Origin of the sequence: Streptomyces sp. NPDC021356, from assembly GCF_040641015.1 — a bacterium.
In the GTDB taxonomy this organism is placed as follows: domain Bacteria; phylum Actinomycetota; class Actinomycetes; order Streptomycetales; family Streptomycetaceae; genus Streptomyces.
Map to the genome: position 1 here is coordinate 1 of NZ_JBFACU010000074.1, position 13,929 is coordinate 13,929.

Consider the following 13,929-nt stretch of genomic DNA (forward strand, 5'->3'; position numbering starts at 1 on the left):
ACCCCCCAGGTCATCCACTCGACAGGGGGGAACAGTCATGCCGGGCCCGGAGGCCAGCGGCCCTCTTGCAGGACCGCGAAGAAGATAACGGGGGCGCGCTCCCGCCTCCTCCGGGCTCGCCGGCCCGACCGCCGGCCCCAGGCCTCGCCCGTCCGTCCTCCTGCCTCGCCCGCCGCCCCCCGGTCCGGCCGCCTGCGCCTCCGCCTCGCGCGCCTATCCCTCGGTCTCGCCCCGGATCACGGCCAGCACGCCGTCCAGTTCGTCGGCCTTCACCAGCACGTCCCGCGCCTTGGACCCCTCGCTCGGGCCGACGATGTTCCGCGACTCCATCAGGTCCATCAGCCGCCCGGCCTTGGCGAAGCCGACGCGCAGCTTGCGCTGGAGCATGGACGTCGACCCGAACTGCGTGGAGACCACCAGCTCGGCGGCCTGGCACAGCAGGTCGAGGTCGTCGCCGATGTCCTCGTCGATCTCCTTCTTCTGCTTGGTGCCGACGACGACGTCGTCCCGGAAGACCGGCGTCATCTGGTCCTTGCAGTGCTGGACGACGGCGGCGACCTCGGCCTCGGTGACGAAGGCGCCCTGCAGCCGGGTCGGCTTGCTCGCACCCATCGGCAGGAACAGCCCGTCGCCCTTGCCGATCAGCTTCTCGGCACCCGGCTGGTCGAGGATGACGCGGCTGTCGGCGAGCGAGGAGGTCGCGAAGGCGAGCCGGGAGGGCACGTTGGCCTTGATCAGGCCGGTGACGACGTCGACCGAGGGCCGCTGCGTGGCGAGCACCAGGTGGATGCCCGCCGCGCGGGCGAGCTGGGTGATGCGCACGATCGCGTCCTCGACGTCCCGCGGCGCCACCATCATCAGGTCGGCCAGTTCGTCCACGATCACCAGCAGGTACGGATAGGGCTGCAGCTCGCGCTCGCTGCCCTCGGGGGACTTCACCTTGCCGCTGCGCACGGCCTCGTTGAAGTCGTCGATGTGCCGGAATCCGTACGCGGCCAGGTCGTCGTAGCGCAGGTCCATCTCGCGGACGACCCACTGCAGCGCCTCGGCGGCCCGCTTGGGGTTGGTGATGATCGGCGTGATCAGGTGCGGGATGCCCTCGTACGCGGTCAGTTCGACCCGCTTGGGGTCGACGAGGACCATGCGCACGTCCTCCGGGGTCGCCCGCATCATGATCGAGGTGATCAGGCAGTTGATGCAGGACGACTTGCCGGAGCCGGTGGCACCGGCGACCAGGATGTGCGGCATCTTCGCGATGTTGGCCATCACGTAGCCGCCCTCGACGTCCTTGCCGAGCGCGACCAGCATCGGGTGGTCGTCCTCGGCCGCCTCCGCCAGGCGCAGCACGTCACCGAGGTTGACCATCTCCCGGTCGGTGTTGGGGATCTCGATGCCGACCGCCGACTTGCCGGGGATCGGGCTGATGATCCGCACGTCCGGGCTGGCCACGGCGTACGCGATGTTCTTCGCCAGGGCGGTGATCCGCTCGACCTTCACGGCGGGGCCGAGTTCGACCTCGTAGCGGGTGACCGTCGGTCCGCGGGTGAAGCCGGTGACGCGGGCGTCGACCTTGAACTCGGTGAAGACGTTGGTCAGCGCGTCCACGATGGCGTCGTTGGCGGCGCTGCGCGCCTTGCCGGGGCCGCCCCGCTCCAGCAGGTCCAGCACGGGCAGGGAGTAGGTGATGTCGCCGGAGAGCTGGAGCTGTTCGGCGCGCGGGGGCAGGTCGCGGGTCTCGGCGGGCGGGGCCTTGGTGAGGTCGCGGACGCCCGGGACCGGCTTCTCGGCCGCCGGACGGGCCGGCGCCTCGTCCTTCGGGCGCGCCGCCGGAGCGTCGGGCCCGGGGCGGGCGGCCGGGGCGTCCTGCCCGGGGCGGGCGGAGGGGACGTCCTGCCCGGGGCGGGCGGAGGGGACCGGTGTCGGGGTGGGCGTCTCGGCGCGGTCGCCGACGCTGACGCCCTGGGTGAGGTCGGCGACGATCGGCGAGGGCGGCATGCCGTGCAGGACGGCGCCGTCGAGCGCGGCGGCGGCAGCGGCGGCCACGTCCACGGCGTCCATCTGCCGTTCCATGTCGGGCTGTGGCACGGCCGAACGCCGTGGCCGGCCGCGCCGCTTGGCCGGCGCCTGCTGCTCGGCCTGGTCGGGGTCGTACTCCTGGGCGCCCTGGCGCTTGCGGGGGCGCGTGGGCAGCGCTTCGCGCCACTGCTCGTCATAGCGCGCGTCGTCCGCGGAGTACTCCGGGTACTCGGCGCCCTCGTCGTCCTCAGGGTCGGGCAGCAGGCCGAGCTTCACCCCGAGCAGCCGCAACCGCTGTGGAATGGCGTTCACGGGGGTGGCGGTGACGACCAGCAGGCCGAACACGGTGAGCAGTACCAGCAGCGGTACGGCGAGCACCTCCCCCATGGTGTACGTCAGCGGGGTCGCGGCCCCCCAGCCGATGAGACCGCCGGCGTCCCTTATCGCCTGCATGCCGTCGCTGCGGGCGGGCGAGCCGCAGGCGATGTGCACCTGGCCGAGCACGCCCAGGACGAGCGCGGACAGGCCGATGACGATACGGCCGTTGGCCTCCGGTTGCTCCGGGTGCCGGATGAAGCGGACGGCGATGATGCCGACCAGGATCGGCACCAGCAGGTCGAGCCGGCCGAAGGCTCCGGTGACCAGGATCTCGACCAGGTCGCCGACGGGGCCGCGCAGGTCGGCCCAGGTACCCGCGGCGACGATCAGGGCCACGGCGAGCAGCAGCAGCGCGACGCCGTCCTTGCGGTGCGCGGGGTCGAGGTTCCTGGCGCCTTGTCCTATGCCGCGGAAGACGGCGCCGACGGCATGCGCGAGACCGAGCCAGAGGGCGCGCACGAGACGGAACACGCCCCCGGTGGGGTTCGGTGCCGGCCGGGGCGCGGGCCTGCCGGGCGCGGCCTTCTTGGCCGGCGCCTTCCGGGCGGGAGCCTTCTTGGCGGGCGCCTTTTTCGCGACGGCCTTCTTCGCCGGAGCCTTCGCGGATGCGGCCGCCTTCTTCGCGGGCGGCTTCTTGGCTGCGGAGGGACGTGAGGCCATAGGTGCGAGATTACCGTCGGAGGCGACCCCGGACACGTGTGCCCAGTGCTTCACCCGTTCGTGTCGTGCCTGAGGGGTCGGCAGTTGACCAGGCCTCACACGGCCTACGGACAGGTAGGAGTTCCCCGGTCAGGGGGCGGCGGGCTCCGCCCGGCCGCCCCAACGCGTCGCGGACGCTCGTCAGTTCTGTGACGGGAGCGACGAGGGACTGCCCGTGCCCGGCTCCAGCGCGTCCAGCGCCCGGCGCAGTCCCGTCAGCTTGCGCTCCAGATGCGCCGCCGTGGCCACCGCCGCGGCGTCCGCGGAGTCGTCGTCGAGCTGCTTGGAGAGGGCTTCGGCCTGCTCCTCGACCGCCGCGAGGCGGGCGGACAGCTCCGCGAGCAGCCCGGCCGCCTCCTTGCCGTCGCCGACGCCGCCCTTGCCGCCGCCCTCCAGCTGGAGCCGGAGCAGGGCCGCCTGCTCCTTCAGCTGGCAGTTCTTCATGTACAGGTCCACGAACACCGAGACCTTCGCGCGCAGCACCCACGGGTCGAACGGCTTGGAGATGTAGTCCACCGCGCCCGCCGCGTAGCCGCGGAAGGTGTGGTGGGGCCCATGGTTGATCGCGGTGAGGAAGATGATCGGGATGTCCCGGGTCCTCTCCCGCCGCTTGATGTGCGCGGCCGTCTCGAAACCGTCCATGCCCGGCATCTGGACGTCCAGCAGAATCACCGCGAAGTCGTCCGTGAGCAGCGCTTTGAGCGCTTCCTCCCCGGACGATGCCCGCACCAGCGTCTGATCGAGCGCAGAGAGGATGGCCTCCAGCGCCAGCAGATTCTCCGGCCGGTCATCGACCAGGAGGATCTTGGCCTTCTGCACCATGGCCCGCCCTCCTCGCCCCGGCATGGGGCCGCCCCTGTCCGCAGGAATCGGGGCAGCACCGGTGGGTGCCGCCCCGGGGGACGACTCCCTTGCGCCGTCCGTCCTTGTGCCGGTCATCGTAGCCGCACCCCGCCTGCGGCCACACCCTGTCACCGCGATGTCACTGTGCACGTAGCAGAAACGCGGCGGGAGACCAGAAGGTTCCCCGAATCCCGCACCTCTACACGACATCGCGCACCCTGAGTCAACAACTCCGCGCGCCCGCGAAAGGTTCCCGGGACCGGGAAACGGATCTTTCCCGGTCCCGGCACCGCCTCACTCCTCGCCCATCCACTGCCGCATCACGCCCAGCAGGTGGTCGGGATCGACCGGCTTGGTCACGTAGTCCGACGCGCCGGACTCGATCGCCTTCTCCCGGTCGCCCTTCATCGCCTTGGCGGTCAGCGCGATGATCGGCAGCCCGGCGAACTGCGGCATCCTGCGGATCGCCGTGGTCGTGGCGTACCCGTCCATCTCGGGCATCATGATGTCCATCAGGACGACCGCCACGTCGTCGTGCTGTTCCAGGACCTCGATGCCCTCCCGGCCGTTCTCGGCGTACAGCACCGACAGGCCGTGCTGTTCCAGAACGCTGGTCAGCGCGAAGACGTTGCGGATGTCGTCGTCGACGATGAGGACCTTCTCGCCGCCGAACCGCACGTCCCGGTTGAGCTGCGCCGCTCCGTCCGGCTGGCCGCCCACCGCGGTGGGCCACTGCTCCTGCCGCTCCTCGTGCCTCTGCTGCTCGGCGGCGGGCAGCGCCCGGCGGCGGCGCCGGAAGAGCGCGGCGGCGCCGTTCTGCGTCTCCTGGTACGACTTCACCTCGGCCGGCGTCTCGACCTGTGCGGCCGTCAGCTCCGAGGCGTGCGACACGCCGGGCAGCTCCGCCAGGTGCGGCTCGCCCGCCAGGTCGTCGGCGTCCAGGGCCGACGTCGGCTGCTGGTAGCCGTGCGGCGGCAACTCGGCCGGGTGCAGCGGCAGGTACAGGGTGAACGTGGAACCCCGGCCCGGCTCGCTCTGGGCGTGGATCTCGCCGCCCAGCAGCTGGGCGATCTCCCGCGAGATGGACAGCCCGAGGCCCGTCCCGCCGTACTTGCGGCTGGTGGTGCCGTCGGCCTGCTTGAACGCCTCGAAGATCACGCCCATCTTGCTGGCCGCGATGCCGATACCGGTGTCGGTCACCGAGAACGCGATCATCTCGGTCTCCGGATCGGTCAGCGAGCCGGCCTCCAGCAACTGCTCCCGGATCGCCTGCGGCACATCACCGCGCGCGGGGCGGATGACGAGTTCGACCGACCCGGAGTCGGTGAACTTCACCGCGTTCGACAGAAGGTTGCGCAGCACCTGGAGCAGCCGCTGCTCGTCGGTGTGCAGCGTGGCCGGCAGCTCCGGCGACACCCGCACCGACAGGTCCAGGCCCTTCTCCGCGGTCAGCGGCCGGAAGGTGGCCTCCACGTAGTCGATCAGCTCGACGAGCGCGATACGCGTCGGGGAGACGTCCATCTTGCCCGCCTCGACCTTCGCCAGGTCCAGGATGTCGTTGATCAGCTGGAGCAGGTCGGACCCGGCGCCGTGGATCGTCTCGGCGAACTCCACCTGCTTCGGGGAGAGGTTCCCCTCGGCGTTGTCGGCGAGCAGCTTGGCCAGGATCAGCAGCGAGTTCAGCGGCGTACGCAGCTCGTGCGACATGTTGGCCAGGAACTCGCTGCGGTAGCGCATGGAGACGGCGAGCTGTTCCGCGCGCTCCTCCAGGACCTGCCGGGCCTCCTCGATCTCGGAGTTCTTCGCCTCGATGTCGCGGTTCTGCTGGGCCAGCAGCTCGGCCTTCTCCTCCAGTTCGGCGTTGGACGCCTGGAGGGCCTTCTGCCGCTGCTCCAGCTCCTCGGAGCGCAGCCGCAGTTGTTCGGTCAGCTCCTGGGACTGCTTCAGCAACTGCTCGGTCTTGGTGTTGACGGAGATGGTGTTGACGCTGGTGGCGATCATCTCCGCGATCTGGTTCAGGAAGTCCTTCTGGATGTGTGTGAACGGCGTGAAGGACGCCAGCTCGATCACTCCGAGCACCTTGCCCTCGAACAGCACCGGGAGCACGATCACCTGCGCGGGCGGCGCCTCGCCGAGCCCGGAGGAGATCTTCAGATAGCCGCTGGGCGCCCGGTCCACCAGGATCGTGCGCTTCTCCTGCGCGGCCGTCCCGATGAGCGCCTCACCCGGCCCGAACGACGTCGGCATGGAGCCCATCGAGTAGCCGTAGGAGCCGAGCATGCGCAGTTCGTAGGCGTTCTCCGGGTCGTCGGCGAAGTCCTTGTCGTCGGCCAGCGGCATGGCGACGAAGAAGGCGCCGTGCTGCGCGGAGACCACCGGCGTCAGCTCGCTCATGATCAGCGAGGCCACGTCCTGCAGGTCGCGGCGGCCCTGCATCAGCGCGGAGATACGGGCCAGGTTGCCCTTGAGCCAGTCCTGCTCCTTGTTGGCGATCGTGGTGTCGCGCAGGTTGGCGATCATCTTGTTGATGTAGTCCTGGAGTTCCTGGATCTCGCCGGAGGCGTCGACGTCGATCTTCAGGTTCAGGTCGCCGCGGGTCACCGCGGTCGCCACGCGCGCGATGGCACGCACCTGCCGGGTCAGGTTCCCGGCCATCTCGTTCACCGACTCGGTCAGGTCGCGCCAGGTGCCGTCGACGTCCCGCACGCGGGCCTGACCGCCGAGCTGTCCCTCGGTGCCCACCTCGCGGGCCACTCGGGTGACCTCCTCGGCGAAGGACGAGAGCTGGTCGACCATCGTGTTGATGGTCGTCTTCAGCTCCAGGATCTCCCCGCGCGCGTCGATGTCGATCTTCTTCGTCAGGTCGCCCTTGGCGATGGCCGTCGTCACCATGGCGATGTTGCGCACCTGACCGGTCAGGTTGGACGCCATCTGGTTCACCGACTCGGTGAGGTCCTTCCAGGTGCCGGCCACGCCCGGGACGTACGCCTGGCCGCCCAGGATGCCGTCCGTGCCCACCTCGCGGGCCACCTTGGTGACCTGGTCGGCGAAGGAACTCAGCGTCTTCACCATCGTGTTGAAGGTGTCGGCGAGCTGCGCGACCTCGCCGCGCGCCTCGATCGTCACCGTCCGCGTCAGGTCGCCGTTGGCGACCGCCGCCGCGACCTGGGAGATGTTGCGCACCTGCATGGTGAGGTTGTTGGCCATCAGGTTGACGTTGTCGCTGAGGTCCTTCCAGATACCGACGACGCCGGGCACGTGCGCCTGGCCGCCCAGGATGCCCTCCGTGCCCACCTCGCGGGCGACCCGGGTGACCTGCTCGGCGAACGACGACAGCTGGTCGACCATCGTGTTCACCGTGGTGACGAGTTCGAGGATCTCGCCCTTGGCGTCGACGGTGATCTTCTTCGACAGGTCGCCCTTGGCGACGGCCGTGGTGACCTCGGCGATGTTGCGGACCTGGATGGTCAGGTTGTTCGCCATGAAGTTCACGGACTGGGTGAGGTCCTTCCAGGTGCCGGCCACCCCCTGCACCTCGGCCTGGCCGCCCAGGATGCCCTCGGTGCCCACCTCGCGGGCCACGCGGGTGACCTCCTGGGCGAACGAGGAGAGCTGGTCCACCATCGTGTTCAGGGTGTTCTTCAGCTCCTGGATCTCCCCGCGCGCGTCCACGGTGATCTTCTGCGAGAGGTCACCGCGGGCCACGGCGGTGGCGACCTGTGCGATGTTGCGCACCTGCGAGGTGAGGTTGCCCGCCATGCCGTTCACGGAGTCGGTGAGGTCCCGCCACACACCCGCGACGCCGGGCACCTGAGCCTGCCCGCCCAGGCGGCCCTCCGTGCCCACCTCACGGGCCACCTTGGTCACCTGGTCGGCGAAGGCGGAGAGCTGGTCGACCATCGTGTTGATGGTGTTCTTCAGCTCCAGGATCTCCCCACGCGCGTCGACGTCGATCTTCTGCGAGAGGTCACCGCGCGCCACCGCCGTCGTCACCTGGGCGATGTTCCTCACCTGACCGGTCAGGTTGGACGCCATGGAGTTGACGGAGTCCGTCAGCTCCTTCCAGGTGCCCGACACGCCGTCCACGCGCGCCTGACCGCCCAGCCGGCCCTCCGTGCCCACGTCCCGGGCCATCCGCGTCACCTGGTCGGCGAAGGACGACAGCTGGTCGACCATCGTGTTGACGGTGTTCTTCAGCTGGAGCATCTCGCCGGAGACGTCCACGGTGACCTTCTGCGACAGGTCGCCGTTGGCCACGGCCGTCGTCACCTGGGCGATGTTCCTCACCTGACCGGTGAGGTTGCGGAACGCGGTGTTGACGGAGTCCGTGAGGTCCTTCCACGTGCCCGCCGCGCCCGGCACCTGCGCCTGACCGCCCAGCTCGCCCTCGACACCGATCTCCCGCGCCACCCGCGTGACCTCGGCACCGAACGAGGAGAGCTGGTCCACCATCGTGTTGACGGTGTTCTTCAGCTCCAGCATCTCGCCGGCCACGTCCACGGTGACCTTCTGCGACAGGTCACCACTGGCCACCGCCGTCGTCACCGCGGCGATGTCCCTCACCTGTGTGGTCAGATTCCGGAACACGGTGTTGACGGAGTCCGTCAGGTCCTTCCACGTCCCGGCCACGCCCGGCACGATCGCCTGGCCGCCCAGGCGCCCTTCCGCGCCGACCTCGTTGGCCACGCGCGTGACCTCGTCCGCGAAGATCCGCAGCGTCTCGGTCATCTGGTTGATCGTCTCGGCCAGCCGCGCGACCTCACCACGCGCCGGGACGGTCACCTTCTGCGACAGATCACCGTTGGCCACGGCCGTGGTGACCTGCGCGATCCCGCGCACCTGAGCCGTCAGATTGCCGGCCATCAGGTTCACCGAGTCGGTCAGTTCCTTCCAGGTACCGTCCACCCCCGGCACGTGCGCCTGGCCGCCCAGGATGCCGTCCGTGCCCACCTCGCGGGCGACCCGCGTCACCTCCGAGGAGAAGGCGGACAGCTGGTCGACCATCGTGTTGACGGTGTTCTTCAGCTCCAGCATCTCACCGGCGACGTCCACGGTGACCTTCCGCGACAGGTCGCCCTTGGCCACCGCCGTCGTCACCAGCGCGATGTCCCGCACCTGGGCCGTCAGCCGTGAGGCCATGGTGTTGACGGAGTCCGTGAGGTCCTTCCAGGAGCCCGACAGCCCGCGCACCCGCGCCTGGCCGCCCAGCTTGCCCTCCGTACCCACCTCGCTGGCCACACGCGTGACCTCGTCGGTGAACGTGGAGAGCTGGTCGACCAGGTTGTTGACGGTCCGCCCGACCTTCAGGAACTCGCCCCGCAGCGGATGCCCGGCCCCGTCCACCGCCTGCGTGCGCAGCTCCATCCGCGGGGACAGATCGCCCTCGGCGACCGCGGACAGCACCCGGCCGACCTCGGAGACCGGCCGTACGAGATCGTCGACCAGCGCGTTGGAGTTCTCGATCGCGGCCGCCCAGGACCCCTCACAGGCACCGGTCTCCAGGCGCTCCGTGAGTTTTCCCTCACGCCCCACCATGCGCCGCACCCGCGACAGCTCACCCGTCAGGTGCAGGTTCCGGTCGGCCACCTCGTTGAAGACGGCGGCGATCTCCGACATCACGCCGTCCCCGGACACCGTGAGCCGCTTGCGGAAGTTGCCGTCCCGCATCCCCACCAGGGCCGCCAGGAGCCGGTTCAGCGCGGCCGTGTCGACCACCGTCGTACCGCCTCGTGTCGTGCGCCGGCCACTCAGGGACTGCCCGGACTGTCCGCCCTTCGCGCGCGTCTTCGTGCCCCGCGTCGCTGCGCCAGACTCCACTGTGTCCCTCCCGCAGGGATCGACCGTCACTGCTGCGTCGTTTTCCGCCCGGTGCGACCAGGCCGCACGCGGGGCTGCTGCCCCGCACGTGAAGACCTCACTCCGCCTGCTCGCACCGTCGACAGAAGCCTGCCCAGTGTTTCACCCCCACCGAACCAGGCCATAACAGTTCGGCAGCTTCGCACACCGTCCGCACACCCTCCGGGCGAAAACAGTGGTGACCGGCATCCGCACGGACGGCGAAGGTAAGTAACCTTGCATGCGGCTGTCCAGCCACGCCGGTCCGTCCGGCCTGGGCGGTGGCACGGGAACGAGCGGGCATCGGAGGGCGGCCGCACACATGACCACCGGAGTGATCCCCGGGGGACCGCCCCCGGAGCCACGGCCGACGGGGCCGGCCGGACCCGAGCTGCCGGAGCAGCGGGGCGAGCCGGGCGGCCACCGAGATCTGCCCGAAGACAACCGGACGAGGAGTTCTGTGATCACCGCGCGCGCGGCCGCCAGCTTCGAGCCCCTGGGGCGATCGGTCGCGACCGCCCGGTCCTTCGTCCGCGACACGCTGCAGGGCTGGGGCTTCGGCGACATCGTCGACGACGCCGTGGTCCTCACCAGCGAACTGGTCACCAACGCCGTCGTCCACGCCGGCACCGCCGCGGACGTCCTGTGCCTGCGCAGTGACAACGGGGTACGGATCGAGGTCGCCGACCGCTACCCCGAGCGCGAGGTCCCGCTGCAGAGCGCCGCGGTCTCCATGGGCAGCCCCGACCGCGAGGGCGGACGCGGCCTCCAGCTGTGCGCGGCCCTCGCCGGCCGCTGGGGCGTGGAGTACACCCCCACGCACAAGAACGTCTGGTTCCAGCTCGACCTGCCCGAACGCCCGGTCGGCACCCGCACCGCCGGCCCGTCGCTGCCCGCCGAACTCCTCCCCCTCGCCGACGGCCGGGTCCGCGTCGCGGTCGCCCAGATCGACCGCGGCGGCGCCATCACCGCGTGGAACGAGGACGCCGAGGAACTCTTCGGCTACGCCGCCGAGCAGGTCACCGGGAAACCCCTGACCGACCTCGCCGCCTGGCCGCACACCCCCGGCACCGGCACCGGCATCGCCGAGGCGCTGCGGCTCTCCCGCTGGGAGGGCAGCTACGGCATCCGCGGCGCCCACGGCCGCGTCATCCCGGTCTACGCCTCCCACCTGCGCGTCCGCGACACCGACGGCGAACCCTCGACGGTCTGCCTGCTCGTACGCGACCACGAACGCGCCGTCCTGCAGACCCCGTTGCGCACCCCCGCCAACAGCGACGCGAAGACCAGCGCCTCCGACGGCACCGGCACCGACCCCTTCGAGGTCTTCATCGGCTCCCCGGCCCCCGACGACCTCGACGGCCTCCTCCAGCGCACGGTGGAACGCGCCCGCGACATGCTCGACGGCGACGCCGCCTTCCTCCTCCTGGCCACGGACGACGAGACGGAACTGGAGGTCCGCGCCTCCACCGGCCTGCCCTCCGCGCGCCAGCGCTTCGCCCGTGTCCCCGTCGAGGCCGGCCCCGGCCGCTACGGCTCGGCCCGGATGCCCGCCGTCCACGACGACCTGACGGCGGCCCCCGGCGCCGTGCCCCTGCTCGGCGGCACCGGCATGCGCTCCGTCGTCACCGTCCCGCTGAAGGTCGAGGGCCGCCTCACCGGCTCCCTCGGCGTCGCGGCGGAGGGCGCGGGCAGGTACTCCAACGAGGAGGCGCTGCGCCTGCAGTTCGCCGCCGACCGCATCGCCCTGGCCGTCGAGTCGGCCCGCCTGGGCGAGCTGGAGCGACTGCGCCGCGGCTCGCTGAGCTTCCTCGTCGAGGCCTCCGACCTGCTGGCCGGCACCCTCGACCGGGACCAGACCCTCGCCCTGATGGCCCAGATGACGGTCCCGACCCTGGCCACCTGGTGCGCCGTCTACACGATCGCCGACCAGGCCTCCGAGCCCTACCTGTCCTACGTCCTGCACGAGGACGAGGAACTGATCGACGGCATCAAGTCCCTGCTCTCGAAGATCGCCCCGCCGGACCCCGTGCCCACCCCCGGAGCCCGCGTCTGGTCCGCCCCCGGCGAGGCCGCCCACCAGGCGGCCCTGCGCACCTCCATGCGCAGCCTCAGCCTGGGCGACTCGCACCACCGGATCGGCACGACCATCGGCCCCACCCTCGCCACGGCCTCCGCCGTCGGCGGCGAGACGGTCGTCCTGCCCCTGGTGGCCCGCAACCGTGTCATCGGCATGCTCACCCTGGGCAAGCCCACCGACGAGCACTTCCGCCAGGAGATCCTGGAACTGGCCGAGGACCTCAGCCGCCGCGCGGCCCTCGCCCTGGACAACGCCCGCCTGTACTCCGAGCGCACGGCCATCAGCCAGTCGCTCCAGCGCAGCCTCCTGCCCCCGGGCCTCCCGCAGGTCGACGGCGTGGAGGTCGACGTCATCTACCGCGCGGCCGGCGAGGGCAACGAGGTCGGCGGCGACTTCTACGACCTCTTCCCCATCCGCGACGGCGCCTACGGCTTCGCCATCGGCGACGTCTGCGGCACGGGCCCGGAGGCCGCAGCCGTGACCGGACTGGCCCGCCACGCCCTCCGGCTCCTCGCCCGCGAGGGCTACGGCGGCCCGGCGGTCCTGGAACGCCTCAACTCGGCGATCCTCGACGAGGGCGCCCGCAGCCGCTTCCTGACCCTCCTGTACGGCGAGCTGTGGCCCCAGGAGGACGGCAGCGCTCATCTGAAGGTGGTCTGCGCCGGTCATCCGCTGCCGCTGCGCCTGCGCCAGGACGGCACGGTCGAACCGGCCGCCGAACCGCAGCCGCTCCTCGGCGTCATGGAGGACCTGGAGCTGTACGAGCAGTCGGTCACGCTGGACCCGGGCGACGTCCTGCTCTGCGTCACGGACGGCGTCACCGAGCGCCGCGAGGGGACGCGCATGCTGGGCGACGACGGCCTGGCGGACGTCCTCACCACCTGCACGGGTCTGACGGCGGGTGCGGTCGCCGCCCGCATCATGCGCGCCGTGGAGCGCTTCGCGTCGGACGCCCCGTCCGACGACATGGCGATTCTCGCGATGCGGGTCCCGGAGGTCCTGAACGACTGACCCCCGCACCCCGGCCCCGCGCCGTGGATATGCGAAAGACCCCGCCCGGTAGGGCGGGGTCTTTTCCGTCGGAGCCCCCAAACGGAATCGAACCGTTGACCTTCTCCTTACCATGGAGACGCTCTGCCGACTGAGCTATAGGGGCCGGTCGCCTTTTCGAGGTCTCCCTCGCGGCAACGGAATAGATCATACCCCGAACACGGCCGTGCTCCCAACCGCGACCGGGCCGCCCAGCGCATTGCACGCGGAGACGATCCGTTGCATCTCCCGCCGCGTCAACGACGCGTCCACCGGCAGCGCCAGAGTTTCCCCGGCGGCCCGCTCGGTCTCCGGCAGGGACACGCAGCGACGGAATTCGGGGAGCCGGTGCACGGGCGTCTTCACGGGAACCCGGCAGTCAACTCCCCTGGCCCGTACCGCCCGTGCGAAAGCGTCACGGTCGGGCCGGCCGTTCCCCGGCACCCGCACCACGTACTGCTGGTAGCTGTGCCCGTCGCCCCCGTCGGGTGTCCGTACGCCCCGCAGCCTCGCGTCAAGATAGGCGGCATGCTCCCTGCGCCGTGCCCTCTCCTCGTACGGGGCCTCGGACTCGCCGTGCTCCAGCACGAGCAGTCCGTGCCGCCGCCCGATCCCGTGCAGCCCCGCGAGGTCCGCGGACCGGCCGAAGCGGTGGACGGCGACGACGGCCGCCGTCCTGGGAGTTACGGCCGCGTCGACGGCGGCCGGGTCGAGGCAGTACGTCACGGGGTCTATGTCGGCGAACACCGGTAGCGCACCGGCCTGGACGGCCGCCTCGGCGACCTCGACGTTGCCGAAGGCCGGCACGACGACCTCGTCACCGATGCCGACGCCGGCGGCTCTGAGCAGTGCAGCAGTACCCATGCCGCGGATGCTGGCGCGGCAACGTGAACGTCAAGTGACGGGCAACAAAAAAGGGTTGGACCCGGAACCGAAGTTCGGGGTCCAACCCTTTGAATGATTGTTCGGCGGTGTCCTACTCTCCCACAGGGTCCCCCCTGCAGTACCATCGGCGCTGTAAGGCTTAGCTTCCGGGTTCGGAATGTAAC

5 protein-coding genes, 1 tRNA gene and 1 rRNA gene are annotated in these 13,929 nt (G+C 70.8%); 1 reads left to right on the top strand and 6 read right to left on the bottom strand.

Annotation, left to right across the window (positions count from 1 at the left end):
* Nucleotides 1-213: 213 nt before the first annotated feature.
* The 3 genes from AB0G56_RS41255 to AB0G56_RS41265 all read right to left on the bottom strand — a co-directional run bounded on the left by AB0G56_RS41255 (nt 214) and on the right by AB0G56_RS41265 (nt 9,753).
* The gene (locus AB0G56_RS41255) at nt 214-3,054 is read right to left on the bottom strand and encodes a DNA translocase FtsK (protein ID WP_360981222.1); all 2,841 of its coding nucleotides are present in this window, start codon (nt 3,052-3,054) and stop codon (nt 214-216) included.
* 180 nt (nt 3,055-3,234) lie between these two features.
* Nucleotides 3,235-3,915, bottom strand: coding sequence for a response regulator (locus AB0G56_RS41260; protein ID WP_037856867.1), 681 nt, complete (start codon nt 3,913-3,915; stop codon nt 3,235-3,237).
* A gap of 315 nt (nt 3,916-4,230) precedes the next feature.
* Nucleotides 4,231-9,753 (bottom strand): HAMP domain-containing protein, encoded by a 5,523-nt coding sequence (locus AB0G56_RS41265; protein ID WP_360981226.1) that lies wholly within the window; start codon nt 9,751-9,753, stop codon nt 4,231-4,233.
* Between the two features lie 340 nt (nt 9,754-10,093).
* Between AB0G56_RS41265 and AB0G56_RS41270 the strand changes: the two genes are divergently transcribed.
* Complete coding sequence (locus tag AB0G56_RS41270; protein WP_360981229.1) at nt 10,094-12,862, top strand: SpoIIE family protein phosphatase; 2,769 nt, start codon at nt 10,094-10,096, stop codon at nt 12,860-12,862.
* A 72-nt stretch (nt 12,863-12,934) separates the two neighbouring features.
* Here the strand turns inward: AB0G56_RS41270 and AB0G56_RS41275 are convergent.
* From AB0G56_RS41275 to rrf, 3 genes are all read right to left on the bottom strand, one after another.
* Nucleotides 12,935-13,007 (bottom strand) — tRNA-Thr (locus tag AB0G56_RS41275).
* A 41-nt stretch (nt 13,008-13,048) separates the two neighbouring features.
* Nucleotides 13,049-13,744, bottom strand: a complete 696-nt coding sequence (locus AB0G56_RS41280) for a DegT/DnrJ/EryC1/StrS family aminotransferase (RefSeq protein ID WP_360981232.1) — start codon at nt 13,742-13,744, stop codon at nt 13,049-13,051.
* Nucleotides 13,745-13,843: 99 nt separating this feature from the next.
* Nucleotides 13,844-13,929 (bottom strand): 5S ribosomal RNA (gene rrf / locus AB0G56_RS41285); the annotation flags it as partial.

Coding starts and splice junctions, on each gene's coding strand:
- AB0G56_RS41255 (WP_360981222.1), bottom strand. CDS start 3,054: ATGGCCTCACGTCCCTCCGCAGCCAAGAAGCCGCCCGCGAAGAAGGCG.
- AB0G56_RS41270 (WP_360981229.1), top strand. CDS start 10,094: ATGACCACCGGAGTGATCCCCGGGGGACCGCCCCCGGAGCCACGGCCG.
- AB0G56_RS41260 (WP_037856867.1), bottom strand. CDS start 3,915: ATGGTGCAGAAGGCCAAGATCCTCCTGGTCGATGACCGGCCGGAGAAT.
- AB0G56_RS41280 (WP_360981232.1), bottom strand. CDS start 13,744: ATGGGTACTGCTGCACTGCTCAGAGCCGCCGGCGTCGGCATCGGTGAC.